The following is a 16,433-nucleotide window of genomic DNA, read 5'->3' as shown; positions in this document are numbered from 1 at the left end:
CGCCGCCGCCCTCTCTCCAGGCTCGCCGCTACCCTCTCTCCACGCTCGCCGCCACCCTCTCTCCAGGCTCGCCGCCACCCTCTCTCCCAAGAGTCGCTCCACCTCTCCCTTACGAGGTGTCGCCCTCTCGCCGCTTTCGGCAAAAAATATCCTTTTGTTGACCTAGATCACTGCGATGGCGCCCAGTTCGCACCGAAGTATGCTGAGATAATCAAAGAATACTTTACTCCGCTCCCATGGGACGTCTCATGCCTGTCGTCATGCTCGTTGTTGGAACCCGTCCCGAGGCGATCAAGATGGCCCCGGTCGCCCAGGCCATACAGGCATGCCCGGCACTGTCACTGCATCTGTGTGCCAGCGGCCAGCACGACGAGATGCTGTTCCAGGCCCTGTCGCTGTTCGACCTCACGCCGGACAGCAATCTGGCGGTGATGAGACCAGCGCAGACCCTCAACGGTCTGATGCAGGCCATGATCCAGGCACTCGACCAGGACATGTCACGGGTGGCCCCCGACCTGGTGATGGTCCATGGTGATACCGCTACCTGCTTTGCCGCGAGCCTCGCGGCCTTCCACCGGCGGGTCCCGGTGGCTCACGTGGAAGCCGGGCTGCGCACCGGCAATATCGCGTCGCCCTGGCCGGAGGAGGCGTACCGCAGCATGGTGGCGCGTATCGCCCAGCGCCACTACGCCCCCACCGCGTCGGCGCGTCACAACCTGCTGCGTGAGCAGGTAGCGCCGGATTCCATCCTGGTGACCGGCAATACCGTCATCGACGCCCTGGCCTGGATGAAAAGCCGCCTCGACCACCAAGGCTATCGCCCGGCAGCCCCCTCACCGCTTGCCGCGCTGCGCGACGACGCCAGGCTGGTGCTGATCACCGGCCACCGCAGGGAAAACCACGGCGATGGCATCCGTACCATCTGCACCGCCATCGCCGCACTCGCCGCTCGCTACCCGGACGTAGACCTGGTCTACCCGGTCCATCTCAACCCGGCGATCAAGGACGTCGTCGAACACGCCCTGGCGGGCATCCCCAACGTGCTACTGGTGCCCCCCCAGGACTACCGTGACTTCGTCTGGCTGATGGGCCGCGCCTGTCTGATCCTCACCGACTCCGGCGGCATCCAGGAGGAGGCTCCCGCCCTCGGTGTGCCGGTGCTGGTGATGCGCGAGCACACCGAACGCAGCGATGCCCTGAGCGCCGGTACCGTCATCCTCACCGGCAGTGACAGCGACGCCATCGTGGCCGCCTCGACGCGCCTGCTCGACGATGAAAAGGCGCGCCGGCGCATGGCCGCGATCCCCAACCCCTACGGTAGCGGCAACGCCGCCAGGCAGATCATCGAAGACCTCAACGATTGGCTTGTCCGCGCCGTCGAGACACTCGAGGCCGGCGATGCCTGAGTTATCCCCCGAGCTGTCACTGTGGCTGGTCGACGCCACCATCCATGTGCTGTACGCCCTGAAGTACGTCGCTATAACGCTGTGCCTGCTGATGCTGGCCATGGGCATCGATGATCTGTTTCTCGATCTGATCTACTGGACCCGGCGTAGCTGGCGCTACTGGTCGATCTATCGCGATAACCCCAGGGCCAACGAGGAGCGCCTGTATCAGGCCCGGGAGAAACCGTTGGCGGTCATGGTGCCGGCCTGGCAGGAAGTCGGCGTGGTCGGCCAGATGGCCCAGCTGATGGCCAGTACCATGGACTACGAGAACTATCAGATCTTCGTCGGCACCTACCCCAACGACCCCGAGACCCAGGCCGAGGTAGATGCGGTCTGCCAGAGCTTCAGCAACGTGCACAAGGTGGTCACGGTACGCCCCGGCCCCACCAGCAAGGCCGACTGTCTGAACAACATCATCGAGGCCATCGCGCGCTTCGAGAAGGCCGCCGGGATCGAGTTTGCCGGCTGCATCCTGCATGACGCCGAAGACGTCATTTCGCCGATGGAGCTTAGGCTTTACAACTATCTGCTGCCGGACAAGGACCTGATCCAGGTCCCGGTCTACCCCTTCCGACCACGCTGGTACCAGCTCTCCGGCGGCCACTACATCGACGAGTTCTCCGAGTACCACGGCAAGGACGTGCTGATTCGCGAGGCCATGTGCGGCCAGGTGCCCAGCGCCGGGGTCGGCACCTGCTTCAGTCGTCGTGCGCTGGCCCACTTGAGAGAGCTCAATGACGGCATCACCTTCGACATCTGGAGTTTGACCGAAGACTACGATATCGGCTTTCGCCTGCACGAGAGCGGGCTTTCCTGCGTCTTCGTGCGCTACAGCGTCGAGCGCGACGAGCTGTCGCCTCGGCGCGAACACGCCCACGGCCTGTCGATGCGTGACAGCAAGGTGATCTGTGTGCGCGAGCACTTCCCCACGGCGCTGGGCGCGGTGGTTCGGCAGAAGTCCCGCTGGATCACCGGTATCGTCTTCCAGGGTTATCAGCATCTGGGCTGGAGCCGCACCAACTGGCGTCTCAACTACTTTCTGTGGCGCGACCGTCGTGGCCTGGTGGCCTACCCCCTGGCGCTGGTCGCCACCCTGCTGATGCTGATCTTGGCAGGGCTTTGGCTGTACGCCGTGCTGTCGCCACAGGCCTGGCACTTCCAGTCGATCCTCGGTGGCTGGCTGCTGGAGACCCTGCTCACCATCAATGGTCTGCTGCTGGTCAACAGGGCCTTCCAGCGCTTCTACTTCGTCAAGATCTACTACGGCTGGCGTCAGGGCCTGCTGTCCTTTCCACGCATGCTGTGGAGCAATCTGGTCAACTTTCTGGCCAACGTGCGGGCCTGGAAGCTGTTCTTCACCCGGGCGCGTCACCGCACCTTCGCCTGGGACAAGACCACCCACGACTTCCCCCAGCTCGACGACGCCGTGCAAGTCTCTCTCGAAGCCCTGTTGATCGAGGATGGCGTTGTCACCGCGAGCGATATCGAGCGCATAGGTGTTGAGGTCGGAGCACGTCGGCTACCCAGGGAGCTGATTGCACGAGACCTGGTGTCCGGTGCGACGCTGGCCAGGCTTGAAGCCAGACGGCGGGGCATCGCCAGCGTCGAGATCCATCCGCTGGTGCTGTCGCCCGCGCTGATCGACGCCCTGCCCCGGCATGTCGCCCTGCGCTACGCCACGCTGCCCATCGGCGAGAGCGGCGACAGCCTGATCATCGCCACCGAGATCGCCTTGAGTCCGGTCGCCATCGGCGCCATTGGCCGTCGCATCAAGCGTCCTGTCGAGCAGCGTCTGGTCCCGCTCGGACGCGTCACCCTTGGCCTGCGCCACTGGTACCTGGGAGAGCTTGGCGACGTCGACCGGGACCGGCTGCTTGAGCTGGATGCAGACGCCGACGCCGCACGCCTCGATGGTTACTGCGCTCACCAGTACCTGCTCGGAGAACTGTTGCTGGAGCAAGGGCTTATCACACCCTCCCTGTTCGGCCAGGCGATGATCGACTTCGATCCTGAACAGGGTCGTCTGGGCGACTTCCTTGTCGCGCGCGGGATGATCGAATCGAACGACCTTGAGCGAGCACTCGCGCTCCAGGCGGACCACCGCCGACAGGCGGCCCGCAGTCTCGAGGATGTGGCGGTATGAAGGCCAGGGCGATGTCGCTGCTGATCGCCGTGTCGCTGGCTCAGCTGCTGACTCAGCCACCGGCCTTGGGGCTGAACCAGTTCGAGGAGTTTCACAGCTACCCTTATCTCGACAAGGCCTACCGGGCAGCAGAACAGCGCGACTGGGCGCAAGTCCAGCAGCTGATGGAGCACCTGATCAGCCAGGTGCCCGAGAACGTCGAGGCCTATCGCCTGCTGGCCCAGGCACTGGCGAAGCAGGGCAATCTGGATGGCGCCATGGCGGCGCTGGGGGCGCTGGACGCCAACGTGGCGGCGGTCCAGATCAATGCCCTGCGCCAGGCCTGGATCGCCGACGGCCACGCCAGCGAGGGCGAGTTGACGCTATGGCTCAGCGAAACGTCGGGCAGCGCCCGGGAGGCCCTGTGGAGCGCCCAGGCCAACTATTTGCGCGCAACCCGCGGCGCCCGGGCAGCACTGGAATGGCTTGCTACGGTGCCCGCCCGGCAGGACGCCCTGGCACGGGACCGCTACCGTGCCGCCCTGGCCGAGCAGATCCAGGACTGGAACGGCGTGATCGATGCGCTGGTGCCCCACGCCATGGAAGATGCGCTGAACGACGACGACTGGCGACGCCTGTCGATCGCCATGATTCAGACCGATGATGCACGCGGCATCAATGCCTTGATCGCCAGGCTTCCCGAGGGCGACGTCCGCCATTTCGTGCTGCGCGCAGGCGCCGATCGCGCCATCGCCCTGGGCTACTCCGGGATCGCCCAGCGCTGGCTGGCCACCCTGGAGCAGTCGGATCAGCTGGACGCCAGCGACACCCGCAAGCTGCTGCAGACCTCGCTGGCAGTGGGCGACACCGACAGGGTCCGCCAGATGGCCAGCCGCCAGGACATGGATTGCCTGACGCTGGTGAGCTGGCTCAGCGATCATGGCGACCCCGAGGCCTTGAGCACCTTCACCGAGTGCGACGCAAAGGAAGATCCGCAAAGCTGGCTGATACTCGCCGATCGTCTCGATGCCCTCGAACTGCTGGAAACCATGGAACTGCCGGAGGCCTGGCACCAGCGACGCGATCGGGTGCTGCTGGATCGCTATCGCGCCGACGGGCTGGATGACAAGGCGCTGCGCCTGCTGACACGTCAGCCACAGACGCCGGCGATCCTGCGCGAGCGCGCCGAGTTGACCCAGCGGCTGGGACGCCCCGAGGCCGCCGAGCTATGGCAGCAGCACTATCATCTGACCGGCGATTCCGGCTCGCTTGAGCAGGCAAGCTATCTGTATCTGGCATCACAGCGGCCCCAGGCGGCCCGGCGACTGCTGGAGCAAGCCTTCAAGCTTGCCCCCGAGCGGCTATCGGCGACCTCACTGGCGCGACTGGCCCAGCTTTACGCCGACGACAATGCCGGCGTCACCGATTCAACGCTGGAAGCGCTGGTACGCCAGCCCCGACTGGCCGATACCGAGCGCAACAACCTGCTCGAGCAGCTTGCGCGCCACGATCGTTGCCCTGTCGTTCGCAGCGTGGCCGACGCCAGCACGCCACCCTGGGCGGCCCTCGGGATCTGCTCGCAAGACAGGCCCGCCCAGGCCGCCGCCTATCTTCAGAGGGCGCTGACACAGCTCACCCCGCGCCAGCCAGAAGCTGGCGCGGTGACGGCTGCAATGACGCAGCCAGAGATCCAGGCCCGCAAACGCCTGGCGTTCGCGCTGTTTGCCGCCGGCGACCCCGACGCCGCCTGGCGTCAGTGGCGAGCGTTCGAACGCGACGGCGCCAGCGACGGCAAACTCGACCAGACAGACCGCCTGGCCGGCGCGCGCAGTGCCCTGGCAAGTGGCGACACCGAGGGCGCCTGGCGCTGGTGGCCCGAGGATAGCGATAGTCCTGAGGCGAGGCTGCTCGGCGCACGCATCGCCTTGGCCCGCCACGACGACGCCGGCGCCGTGGCACTGGCCAGAGGCGCAGTGGCAGCCGCCGGCGGAAAGCCCAAGACCGACGCCGCCATCCTGGAAGGCGCGAGCCAAGTGGCCCGCCAGGCCGGAGACCCGACCCTCGCACGCCGCTGGCTGACCCAGGCCCAGGCGGCCTCGCCGGGCTCGCCAAGGCTTGCCCGGGAGCTGGGACTGACGCTCGCTGCAACGGAGGAAGCAGGTGCTCGGTCAGAGGCCATTGCGCTGCTGGAGCGCGCCCGTCCGGCCTATCCAGAGGACTACGTCAGCGCCGCCACCCTGGGAAACCTCTACAGCACCATTGGCGACAACGCCCGCTCCATGACGCGCATCGAGGACGCTATCGACCTGCAGCCCTTCGACCTGGCGGTGGGCGAGGACAGCCTCGAGGCCATGGCCGAGCGCCGCTACCGGCTGCGAAGGGCCCACGAGACGCTGACGCGGCGCGACCGGATCACGCTGACCAGCAGCTGGTCGCCAACCAGCCCGACGCCGGGGATACGCAGTGACCCATCGAACCACGATAACGACGACGATAGCGGCCACGATATCAACACCCAGGTGGTTCAATGGGACCACGCGCTTGGCCACGACCCGATCCACCAGGGACGGGAGCTGGCCGGCTACATGAGAGCCATCATCGGCGGCGATGATCGTGATGATTACGGGCGAGGACGCTCCCTGGGTCTGGGACTGCGGGCCAAGCCGTTGGCCCGTCACAACCTGAACCTGTACGCCGAGATATTCGCCGAGTCCCAGAAAAACGATGGCGAGCACACCGACTACAATCTGCTGCTGAGGGCCACCGGCTCCTTTCTGGATCAGGGCGATTACAGCAGCGAATGGCGCGCGAGCCAGGATCAGTGGAACGAGCGCTCGCTCTATCTCGACGCCGCCTGGTGGACCCAACGTGGCGATGTACAGCTGTTCGGCCGCTACCGCCAGGGCCGCACCTTCAAGCTGCCGACCCGTTCGGCCCAGACGCTGATGCCCTACGCCAGTCTCCAGGCCACCAGCCACGACACCACCGGCTGGGACGAGGATGTACGCCTCGCCGCTGGACTGCGCTGGGAGCTGTGGTACGACGAGGATCACTACAACGCCTTTCGCCGCAAGCTGAGCGTCTCCACCGAGTACCAGCAATCCCTGGGGGGCAACCTCTACCAGGAACGCGACGGCTGGATGATCCATCTGGAGCTGAGCCTGTGATGAACTCAAGCATTCTTGTGGCCGGACACCTCAAAGGCACCGCGGTGCCAGTCCCATTCGCTGGCATTGTCGCGCCACTGACCCTGACGGTGGTCCTTGCCATGCCCGTGGGGACGGTCGCCGCCGCCGACGACAGCCTCCTGACAAGAGCCGCCGAGGCCTACCGTAGCGAAACCCTGTTCTACCAGCCTCAGAATCGCGACGCCTCGCTCAGCGGACAGCAGTGGCAGACGCTGTGGCGGCGTACCCGTGAGAACGGCGTCGACACCTTGATCGTGCAGTGGACCCAGTACGGCGAAGAGACCTTCGGCGGCGCCGATGGCTGGCTGTCCAGCGCCCTGGTCGACGCCGAACGCCAGGGACTCGAGCTGATTATCGGTCTCTATCAGGACCCCGAGTACTACGAAACCCTCCCCGACAACGCCCGCTTCCGTCACTACTGGTACCAGCAGTTGGCCAAGGCCCACGCCCGACAGCAGCAGATCCAGCGCCAATGGCCACTGACGCCGGTGGGCTGGTACCTGCCGGAAGAACTCGATGACTGGCTGTTTCGTGAACCCGGCGTACGCCAGGAACTGACGCGCCAGTTGGCCAGCGCCAGCCAACAACTGACGGGCCCGCTGCACCTGAGCATGTTCAGCGGAGGCTTCGTGACGCCAGGGGTCTACGCGGCCTGGGCCGAGGACATCGCCGAAAGCGGCTGGCAGGTGTGGTGGCAGGACGGCGAAGGCGCCCGCAACCTGGATCCGCCCATGCGCCAGGCCTACCGCGACGCCCTGAGCTGTCGCATCGGCGTCGTCCGCGAAGCCTTCGCCCGCACCAGCGCGACCGAATCCGACTTCCAGGCAATGCCCGCACGCCCCCGTCAGCGCGGCAACGACTGCCATCCGGACGCGGTCTTTTCGCTGCGCTACATGCCCTGGGCAGAGGCGCTACGCCAAGGCCCACCTGGCGCTCTCGCTCAATAAAAAACCCCACCAAGAGGTGGGGTCGAATCGACAAACAGCAACCAGGATACGCGTGTTCATTTGAGCCCATCGCGGCTCAGTTGCCAGCTCCCTGGAAGGGGTACACAGGGCCCAGCGCGAGGAGGGACGTCAGCTCGTCCAGCGCCGCCAATGTCTCCTCGGCGAGCCTGGGATCGGCCAGGTCTTCCGGTGCCAGACGTTCGCGGTAGTGACGCTCGACCCAGGCGACCAGGTCGGCGTAGAGGGCGTCGTCGAGCAGCACCCGGCCGGACAGCGCCTCGCGCTCGGCCTGGCTCAGCACCACCCTGAGCCTCAGGCAGGCCGGACCACCTCCGTTGCGCATGCTCTGCTTGACGTCCTTGACCACCACCTCGCCGATCGGGTTGTTGCCGGCCAGCAGGTGATCCTGGATGCACCGCCACACCGCCTCACGCTCCTGACACTCCCCCGGCACCACCAGGGTCATGCTGCCGTCGTCATTGGACAGAAGCTGGGAGTTGAACAGGTAGGAGGCCACCGCATCCTCGAGGCTGACCGCCTCAAGCGGTACCCGCACCGGAATCAGCGGCGTCGACATCTTCTCGCGCAGTGCATCGAGGGTGGCCTCTTCGTCACGGAAGGCCAGCTCGTGGTAGAGCAGCACCGAACCGTTGCCCACAGCGATGACGTCATTGTGGAAGACCCCGGCATCGATGGCGTCGGGATGTTGCTGGGCGTAGACCACCTGATGCTCGCCAAGTCCGTGCTGACGGGCGATGGCCTGGCTGGCCTCCAGGGTCTGGCGGGCCGGAAAGCGACGCGGCTCGACGCCGTCACCACCGAAGGCCTGACGCCCGTAGACGAACAGGTGCACCCCTGGCTCGCCGTGCTCGCCGCACAGCCGGGTGTGGTTGGCCGCGCCTTCATCGGAGAACGCCGGCGTCGCCGGCAGCACCGGGTGATGGGCGAAGTGGGCGGGATCGGCGAAGATCGCCGCCAGCACCCGACCGGTGGTCTCCGGCTCCAGAAAGCGGTGGAAGCTCGACTGCAGGTTGGCCGGGGTGAAGTGCACTCGACCGTCAGCGGCATCCAGGCTCGGTGTCACGGTGCCGGCGTTGGCCGTCCACATGCTGGAGGCGGAGCACACCGCGCGCAGCAGTTGCGGCGCCTGGCTGGCGGCCTGGGCCAGCACCTGACCGTTGTCGCCGGCAAAGCCCAGCGAGCGCAGCGCCCCCAGGTCAGGGCGCTGCTGCGGCGGCAGCACGCCCTGCACGTAGCCCGCGTCCTTCAGCGCCTTCATCTTGGCCAGACCCTGCAGCGCCGCCTCGCGGGGGTTGGACACCAGGCCGCCGTGGGACATCGACGCCACGTTGCCGTGGGCCAGCCCCGAGTAGTTGTGGGTCGGCCCCACCAGGCCGTCGAAGTTGACCTCGACCACGTCCCGCTGGCTCATATCGCTCACAGACTCACCCCCGGCGGCAGCTTTTCAGGCAGATTCAGGGCTTCGCTCTCGACGGAGGCGACCGGGTAGGCGCAGTAGTCTGCTGCGTAATACGCACTGGGGCGATGGTTGCCGCTGTCGCCGACGCCGCCGAAGGGCGCGTCGCCGGAGGCGCCGGTGGTCTGGCGGTTCCAGTTGACGATACCGGCGCGGATGCGCAGCAGGAAGTCGTCCCAATCGGCCCGCTCCCCACCGATCAGCCCGGCGGACAGGCCATAGCGGGTGTCATTGGCGAGTGCGATGGCGTCGTCCCAGCTCTGGTAGCGGTAGACCTTGAGCAGCGGCCCGAAGTGTTCCTCGTCCGGCACCTCGACCCCGGTCACGTCGACGAGTCCCGGTGTCAGCAGGCTGGTGCCCGGCTCGACCTGGCGCATGCGCGACAGCACCTTGCCACCGCGAGCCTCCAGGTCTGCCTGGGCGGCGAGCAGCCCTTCGGCCGCCTCGACGCTGACCAGGCCACCGTAGAACGGCGCCTCTTCGGCAAAGGGCTCGGCCACGCGCAGGCGCTCGATGGCGCCGCTCAGGGCCGCGATCAGGCGATCACCGGCCTCGCCCTCGGGCACGATCAGGCGGCGGGCGCAGGTGCAACGCTGGCCCCCGGACAGAAAGGCCGACTGCAGGATGGTCAGCACCGCGGCGTCCTCATCCGGCACGTCCTTGACCACCAGCGGATTGTTGCCGCCGAGCTCAAGCGCCAGCACCTTGCCCATCTGGCCGGCGAACTGCTTGTGCAGAAGACCACCGACCTTGGCGCTGCCGGTGAACAGGAGGCCATCGATACCGGCATCGGCGGACAGTGCCTGGCCGACTTGGGCCGCGCCCTGGACCAGGTTGATGACGCCCGCCGGCAAGCCGGCCTCGAGCCAGCACTGCAGGGTCAGATCGGCGGTCAGCGGGGTCTGCTCGCTGGGTTTGAACACCACGGTATTGCCGGCCAGCAGCGCTGGCACGATATGCCCGTTGGGCAGATGGCCGGGGAAGTTGTAGGGACCGAATACCGCCATCACGCCATGGGGGCGATGGCGCAGTACCGCTCGGGCGTCACCCAGGTCACGCTCGCGCTCGCCGGTGCGCTCCTCGCGGGCACGGATGGACAGCGCCACCTTGCCGATCATGGCGCCGACCTCGGTGCGTGCTTCCCACAGCGGCTTGCCGGTCTCGTGGGCGATGCTGGCCGCCAGGTCCTCGCGGTGGCTCTCGAGCACGCCTCGGAAGCGCTCGACCAGGGCTTCACGCTCGTCAAGCGAGGTCAATGCCCAGTCGGGAAAAGCCTTGCGTGCGCTGGCAACGGCCTGGGCGACCTGCTCGTCGCTGGCGGCCTTGCCCTGCCACAGCTCGGCGCCGGTGATCGGGTCGAGCTTGGTGAAGGCCTCGGCGTCGCCGGACATCCACTGTCCATCGATAAGCAATTGTTGTGTGGGTTGCATCACGCCTCCTCGTCGGAATTCAGCACGCGCAGGGTGTCGCCGGAGGCGACCTCCAGCCTGCGCGCCTCGTTGTCATTGAGCACCAGCACGCCGTCGGCGTCGGGACCGCGCCCGACCCAGGCGGCACGGAAGTCGGCCATGCGGGTGGTCGCCGCCAGCCACTGGGGCCGCTCGGCGCTGTCGGCGTTGGGGTCGACCTCGACACGCACGTGTCGCGACAAGCGCACGCCCTTGACGTCGTCGATGTAGGCCTCGACCGTGGGGCCGCCGTCGAAGATGTCGATATAGCCCTCCCAGCGCAGCCCCTGCTTCTTGAGCATGGCCAGGGCCGGGCGGGTGTGCTCATGGACCTGACCGATGCAGGCACGCGCCTGCTCCGAGAGAAACGGCGTATAGATCGGGAACTTGGGCATCAGCTCGCCGATAAAGCTCTTCTGGCCAAGGCCGGTCAGCCGATCCGCCTCGTTGAAGTCCATGGGGAAGAAGTTGGCCCCCAGGCAGTCCCAGAAGGCGCTGCGTCCGTTCTCGTCGAAGCGTCCGCGCATCTCGGCCAGCACCTTCTCGGGAAAACGATCGCGGAACTCGGCCATGAACAGCCAACGCATCATCGACAACAGCGCGCCGTTGCGCTGATGGCGGCGATCGGCACCCCGGAACTCCGGGCGCAGGAACAGCGAGGCGACCTCGGCGTCGCCGGTGTGATCCGAGCTCAGAAACAGCGTGTCGACGGTGCGATGCAGGTCGAGCTGCTTGGACGAGTGCGCCAGGGTGCCCACGCGGTAGTGATAGAACGGCACTTCACGCCCGACCTGCCCTTCGATGGCGCAGCAGCCGGCCAGATGCCCGCTCTCCTCGTCCTCCAGCACGAAGAAGTAGAGACGCTGGTCCACCGGGGTCTGCTCGTTGAACGCGCTCGTGGCGGAGGCGATCTTGTCCGCCAGAAACTCGCGGTTATCGGGAAGGGAGGTGAAGCCGACCCCGGTCTCCCGGGCCAGCGCCTGGAGTTCGTCCAAGTCCCCTTCCATGATCGGTCGCATGCGCATTACAGCTCTCCCTCATCGTAGCCCGGGTCGAGCCCGTCATCGCTCAGCCCCAGCGGTGCCGCCAGCACCGCACGTCCTTCTTCCACGCCCAGCAGTTCGGCGTGGGCCGGCGACAGCATCAGCTGGCCGGTGGGCGACAGCGCGTAGCGCGCCACCGTGCAGCAGAAGCCGTCCAGGCGCTGGTTGGCGACCATCGCAGGCTCGGCGTCGGGTAGAGCGTGCTCGGGGCGGATGCGTACCGGGTGCCAGGCGGCGCGACGGAAGGACTCGAGCCGCATGCGATCGCCCTTGATCACCGGGCCTGCGTCGAACAGGTCGACGTGGCGCGAGCGCAGGAAGCCCTCGGCCAGCATCTCTTCCAGCGCCGCCTCGTGGGCCGGGTGCTCGCGCCCGATGGCCGCGCGCGCCTTGGGCGTCAGCAGCGCCAGGTACAGCGGGAACTGCGGCATCACCTCGGCGATGAAGCTCTTCGAGCGCACGCCTGCGATGTAGTTGATCTCGTGGTAGTCGCGCACGAAGAAGTGGCGACCGACACTGTTCCAGAACGGCGACTCGCCGTCGTCGTCCAGATACCCCGGGAAGGCCATCGCCAGCACCTCGGCGAAGCGCTCGGGGTACTGGGCGATGAACATCAGCCGGGCGCGGCGCAGCAGGCTCTCGGCGCTGGTGCCCTTGTACCGCGGATCCAGCGACAGCGCGCACAGCAGGCTGGCGTCCGAGACCTCATGGGACAGCGCCAGGGTCGGCACCTCACGGCGAACATTGAGCTGCTGCGAGGCGTGGATCAGGGTTTCCTGGCGATAGGTGTAGTACGCCTCGTTGGCCCCGGCCAGGGCGCGAATGGTCGCCGTACCGACCACCTCACCCCGCTCGCGATCCTCGAGCACGAAGGTGTAGTGCTCGTCGCCGGGCACCTCGGCCTCACTGGCAAACGCCCGCTGGGAGCGCGCGATGCGCTCTTCCAGGCGATCACGGTGGGCCGGCAGGTTGGTCAAACGTGGCTGGGCGGAACCCGCCAGGCGCTCCAGCGCCGGCAGGTCACCTAGCCGCACAGGGCGAACGGCCAGCATCGGATGCCCTCCCGTCAGCTCATGTTGATCGGCACCTTTCACGACGCGCTGACCATCCGTGCGATGGCGCGTTCGAGACGCTCGAGTCCCTCGACGATGTCGGCCTCGGGAATCACCAGCGACGGCGCCATGCGCAGCACGTTGGGGCCGGCGATCAGCGCCATCAGACCTTCCTCGATGGCCAGCGGCAGGATGTCCTTGGCGCGACCTTCATACTCGGGAGCCATCTCGGCACCGATCAGCAGTCCCATGCCACGAATTTCCTTGAACACGCCGTGCTTGCGGTTGATCGCTTCCAGGTGCTCGCGGAACAGGTCGTGACGCTTGGCGACGCCACCGAGCACTTCCGGCGTGTCGATATGACGAATCGCCGCCAATGCCACCGCCGAGGCCAGGGCGTTGCCGCCGTAGGTAGAACCGTGGGTGCCCAGCACCAGCACCGGGGCGACGCGATCGGTGGTCAACATGGCGCCCACCGGGAAACCACCGCCCAGGCTCTTGGCGCTGGTCAGGATGTCCGGGGTGATGCCGTAGTCCATGTAGGCGTACAGCGAGCCGGAGCGGCCCACGCCGGTCTGCACCTCGTCGAACACCAGCAGGGCGTCGTGCTCGTCACACAGGTCACGCAGGCCCTGGAGGAACTCGGGCGTGGCCGGCACGATGCCGCCCTCGCCCTGCATCGGCTCGATCATGATGGCGCAGGTGTCGTCGCCGACCAGTTCGCGCACGCTGTCCAGATTGTTGAACTCGGCGTGGAGCACGCCTCCGGGCACCGGCCCGAAGCCCTGGGAGTACTTGGGCTGGCCACCCACGCTGACGGTGAACAGGGTGCGACCATGGAAGGACTGACGGAAGGAAATGATCTTGTCCTTGTGGGCCCCGTGCTTGTCATGGGCCCAGCGACGCGCCAGCTTCAGCGCGGCCTCATTGGCCTCGCCACCGGAAGAGCACAGATAGACCTTGTCGGCGAAGGTACGCTCGGTCAGCTCCCGGGCCAGCTCCAGTGCCGGCTCGTTGGTGTAGACGTTGGACAGGTGCCACAGCTTGTCGGCCTGGGCCTTGAGGGCCTCGACCAGGACCGGGTGGCAGTGACCCAGCGAGTTCACCGCGATGCCGCCGGCGAAGTCGATGTACTCGCGGCCTTCCTGATCCCACAGACGGCTGCCTTCGCCGCGCACCGGGATGACCTTCTGAGGAGCGTAGTTGGGCACCATGTACTGGTCGAAGTCGGCACGGCTCGGGGTATGGCTCATCGGGGATCTCCGCTGTGGTTGGCGTTGCCCGTCGTCGGACGGGAGCGCGCAGCTTGCGCGCTACTGCAAAGCATGAAATGGATCGATGCTTCGAGTATAGGGACGCCCTCGCTCCACGGCTTTCAGCAATGGGACCCGCTTTTTCACAAAGCTCTGTCCTTGCGCCCTGCCCTTGCACCATCGTCATGACGCCTACCCAGGCTTCGTCTAGGCTGAAGACTCCCGCAGGACCTGACCCGATCACTACCACCTCCAGGGGCTCCGCCATGCTCAACACCACCGTCTGGAACCGCTGGCGCTATTCGCTTTATGCCCCCGTCTACGACGCGGTGGCCCAGCGCACCTTTGCCAGGGCTCGGCGGCGCTCCCTGAATCAGGTGTGCTGGCAGTCGGGGATGAAGGTACTGCTGGTGGGGGCCGGCACCGGCCTTGACCTGCCGTGGCTACCGCGCGACCTGGAAATCCACGCCAGCGACCTGTGCCCGGCGATGGTCAAGCGTCTCAAGGATCGCGCCTGTCGGCTTGGCATCGACGTCGAAGCCAGAACCATGGACGCCGAGCGGCTGGACTACGCCGACAACAGCTTCGATGTGGTGGTGATGCACCTGATCCTGGCGGTGATGCCGGATCCGGCAAAGGGGCTCGCCGAGGCCCATCGCGTCCTCAAAGGCGACGGCCAGCTATGCGTGATGGACAAGTTCCAGAGCGACGAGCGACCCTCGGGACTGGCGCGCAGGGGGCTCAATCTGCTGACATCCGCCATCGCCACCGATATCACTCGCCAGGCCCGGCCATTGCTGGACCAGGCAGGCTTCGTCATCGAACAGGACACTCCGGTGATGATGGGCTCGTTGTTTCGTGCGTTGATCGCCGCCAAGGCCGACCACGCCGAGCCTCGACCAGCGAAACCGCGACCAGACGAACCTCAACCAGAAGAACCTCGACCAGCCGAATCTCGACCAGCAGAACCTGGGCCTACTGAACATCAGTCCGGCTGAGCCTGCGTCCACTGGCGATGCTGGCGGCGCCACCGGGCAGGCGTGTCGGCTTCAAAGCGCTTCCACAGCCGGCGCAGCTGACGTTCGTCGTTCACCCCCACCCGCTCGGCGATGTCTCGCGGATGTCGCTGGCGCTGAAGGTTCGCTCTCCCCGCTGCATGGCAAAGGTCAGGGTCGCTTCACTGACGAAGTCCACGGCGTATCCCAGATCGGAGGCCACCCTGGTGGTGGTCTCGCAGCACTGCTCGGTGCGAATACCGCTGATCCATAGCCGAGACACCCCTCGACCGCGTAGCCAGCGGTCCAGCCCTGTATCGGTGAAGGCGTTGTGGGCGGTCTTGTAAAAGGTCACATCAGCGGGGTCTTCGAAGCCCACCATGGCTCGGGTCAACCCATTGTCGGGATCAAATGCGCCCTGGCTTCCCGGCTCCGTATGGATGATTCGCACCATCAACATGCCTGCCTCGCGTGCCAGATCGATCAAGGAGCGCTGAGCTTCCGGCCAATCACCGAGTCGAGTGGCATCCCAGGAGGGGCGCGCGAGAAACGAGGCCTGAACATCGATGACGAGAAGTGCTGTGGTCATGTCCAATCTCCAGCAAAGGGGGGAGATTGCAGACTAGTGCCCCGCAGCAGCGATGCGCAGTACAGGGCCGGCCCTGAAGGGGGCAGATTCGGACATGACGTTACTATCGAGGATTCCGTCCATCGGCACCAGCATAGGAATCGGTATCGGCTGCCCTGACCTTTCTCCCATCGATGGACGAGTGCTGGATACCAGCAGACCGCAGCAGCGTAGCCACGGTTGAGCATGTCATGAACGCAGGGGCATTCGAACGCAGCATCCTTCAAACGCTAAAAAGGCCCACCTGAGTGAGCCTTTCACGTAGCGGTCGCGAAACGCGACAACACTGCTGCCGTCTTTGCTGACGACTTACATATTCGCTTCCTGGAACGCCGCGATGGTCTCGCGCAGCAGTTCCTTCAGCTCTGCAACCTCCTGCTCGAGGGCTGCAATCTTGGCCTGGCGCTCTGCGCTTTCGGCATTCTCCTGGATCCGCTGCATGTTTTTCTGCAAGGTATCGGAATCCATGGCGAAGGCTGAGCCGACGGCCATCATCGAGACCAGCGCTGCAGTTGCCAACATCTTGGTTTTCATGTCTCTCTCCTCGTTTTCGTCGAACATCCTTCGACCACTTGTCCTGACCGCCGCCCCTGGATGGCGCTGCCGGGTGGTGGCAGGAAGCGGTAATCAACCAACGTTAGTGAAAGCCAAGGTGCGTCACGGCCACCGACAGGTAGGCGCTTCGACGACCACTCCCGAGCTCTTCCGCCGGACATCCAATGTCACGCTTCAATCGCTCTGCAAGACCGCGTCCCTGCGGCCAGTGAGCCAATCCTTCGACTCAAGTCCTTGAGGCGCTCGGTCCATGAACGTCCACCTGTCGGCGAACAGG

At 66.1% G+C, this 16,433-nt stretch carries 11 protein-coding genes and 1 pseudogene; 5 read left to right on the top strand and 7 right to left on the bottom strand.

Translation table 11 applies throughout. The features are described from left to right. The first annotated feature begins 248 nt into the window (after nt 1–248). The 4 genes from wecB (at nt 249) to C6W88_RS01640 (ending at nt 7,705) form a co-directional block, all read left to right on the top strand. Entirely contained in the window at nt 249–1,406 is a 1,158-nt protein-coding gene (gene wecB, locus C6W88_RS01655) for a non-hydrolyzing UDP-N-acetylglucosamine 2-epimerase (RefSeq protein ID WP_197037046.1), read from the top strand. Beyond that, a complete protein-coding gene (locus tag C6W88_RS01650) occupies nt 1,399–3,591 on the top strand; it encodes a glycosyl transferase family protein (protein ID WP_197037045.1) in 2,193 nt (730 codons plus the stop codon). Before wecB ends, C6W88_RS01650 begins: the two co-directional genes overlap by 8 nt. After that, a complete protein-coding gene (locus C6W88_RS01645) occupies nt 3,588–6,737 on the top strand; it encodes an NfrA family protein (protein ID WP_108131273.1) in 3,150 nt (1,049 codons plus the stop codon). Before C6W88_RS01650 ends, C6W88_RS01645 begins: the two co-directional genes overlap by 4 nt. 101 nt (nt 6,738–6,838) lie before the next feature. Next, on the top strand, nt 6,839–7,705 hold the full coding sequence (locus C6W88_RS01640; RefSeq protein WP_108131608.1) for a DUF4434 domain-containing protein: 867 nt from the start codon (nt 6,839–6,841) through the stop codon (nt 7,703–7,705). A 76-nt stretch (nt 7,706–7,781) separates the two neighbouring features. Here the strand turns inward: C6W88_RS01640 and astB are convergent, their stop codons facing one another. The 5 genes from astB to C6W88_RS01615 are packed head-to-tail and all read right to left on the bottom strand — an operon-like array spanning nt 7,782 to nt 13,978. Next, nucleotides 7,782–9,137, bottom strand: coding sequence for an N-succinylarginine dihydrolase (gene astB / locus C6W88_RS01635; protein WP_108131607.1), 1,356 nt, complete (start codon nt 9,135–9,137; stop codon nt 7,782–7,784). Between the two features lie 5 nt (nt 9,138–9,142). After that, nucleotides 9,143–10,612: a succinylglutamate-semialdehyde dehydrogenase gene (gene astD / locus C6W88_RS01630; RefSeq protein WP_108131272.1), complete on the bottom strand. Its 1,470-nt coding sequence runs from the start codon at nt 10,610–10,612 to the stop codon at nt 9,143–9,145. After that, complete coding sequence (astA, locus tag C6W88_RS01625) at nt 10,612–11,655, bottom strand: arginine N-succinyltransferase (protein ID WP_045990904.1); 1,044 nt, start codon at nt 11,653–11,655, stop codon at nt 10,612–10,614. Before astA ends, astD begins: the two co-directional genes overlap by 1 nt. Beyond that, nucleotides 11,655–12,725 (bottom strand): arginine N-succinyltransferase, encoded by a 1,071-nt coding sequence (locus C6W88_RS01620; protein WP_108131271.1) that lies wholly within the window; start codon nt 12,723–12,725, stop codon nt 11,655–11,657. Before C6W88_RS01620 ends, astA begins: the two co-directional genes overlap by 1 nt. 38 nt (nt 12,726–12,763) lie before the next feature. After that, entirely contained in the window at nt 12,764–13,978 is a 1,215-nt protein-coding gene (locus tag C6W88_RS01615; protein ID WP_108131270.1) for an aspartate aminotransferase family protein, read from the bottom strand. Nucleotides 13,979–14,244: 266 nt separating this feature from the next. Between C6W88_RS01615 and C6W88_RS01610 the strand changes: the two are divergent. Then, nucleotides 14,245–14,856: pseudogene (locus C6W88_RS01610) on the top strand (class I SAM-dependent methyltransferase); the annotation flags it as partial. Nucleotides 14,857–15,067: 211 nt separating this feature from the next. Here C6W88_RS01610 and C6W88_RS01605 read toward each other — a convergent pair. Continuing rightward, a complete protein-coding gene (locus C6W88_RS01605) occupies nt 15,068–15,562 on the bottom strand; it encodes a cysteine hydrolase family protein (RefSeq protein ID WP_108131268.1) in 495 nt (164 codons plus the stop codon). A gap of 348 nt (nt 15,563–15,910) precedes the next feature. Continuing rightward, the gene (locus C6W88_RS01600) at nt 15,911–16,135 is read right to left on the bottom strand and encodes a hypothetical protein (protein WP_124802861.1); all 225 of its coding nucleotides are present in this window, start codon (nt 16,133–16,135) and stop codon (nt 15,911–15,913) included. Between the last annotated feature and the right edge of the window lie 298 nt (nt 16,136–16,433).

This window comes from Halomonas litopenaei, assembly GCF_003045775.1.
GTDB lineage: Bacteria > Pseudomonadota > Gammaproteobacteria > Pseudomonadales > Halomonadaceae > Halomonas > Halomonas litopenaei.
The sequence above is the reverse complement of the archived record's forward strand: the minus strand, read 5'-3'. Positions and strand labels throughout refer to the sequence as shown.

Excerpts from the sequence above, each read along its gene's own strand:
- astA (WP_045990904.1), bottom strand. The coding sequence starts at position 11,655 with ATGCGCATGCGACCGATCATGGAAGGGGACTTGGACGAACTCCAGGCG.
- C6W88_RS01600 (WP_124802861.1), bottom strand. The coding sequence starts at position 16,135 with ATGAAAACCAAGATGTTGGCAACTGCAGCGCTGGTCTCGATGATGGCC.
- wecB (WP_197037046.1), top strand. The coding sequence starts at position 249 with ATGCCTGTCGTCATGCTCGTTGTTGGAACCCGTCCCGAGGCGATCAAG.
- C6W88_RS01645 (WP_108131273.1), top strand. The coding sequence starts at position 3,588 with ATGAAGGCCAGGGCGATGTCGCTGCTGATCGCCGTGTCGCTGGCTCAG.
- C6W88_RS01650 (WP_197037045.1), top strand. The coding sequence starts at position 1,399 with ATGCCTGAGTTATCCCCCGAGCTGTCACTGTGGCTGGTCGACGCCACC.
- astD (WP_108131272.1), bottom strand. The coding sequence starts at position 10,612 with ATGCAACCCACACAACAATTGCTTATCGATGGACAGTGGATGTCCGGC.
- C6W88_RS01640 (WP_108131608.1), top strand. The coding sequence starts at position 6,839 with ATGCCCGTGGGGACGGTCGCCGCCGCCGACGACAGCCTCCTGACAAGA.
- C6W88_RS01605 (WP_108131268.1), bottom strand. The coding sequence starts at position 15,562 with ATGACCACAGCACTTCTCGTCATCGATGTTCAGGCCTCGTTTCTCGCG.
- C6W88_RS01620 (WP_108131271.1), bottom strand. The coding sequence starts at position 12,725 with ATGCTGGCCGTTCGCCCTGTGCGGCTAGGTGACCTGCCGGCGCTGGAG.
- astB (WP_108131607.1), bottom strand. The coding sequence starts at position 9,137 with ATGAGCCAGCGGGACGTGGTCGAGGTCAACTTCGACGGCCTGGTGGGG.
- C6W88_RS01615 (WP_108131270.1), bottom strand. The coding sequence starts at position 13,978 with ATGAGCCATACCCCGAGCCGTGCCGACTTCGACCAGTACATGGTGCCC.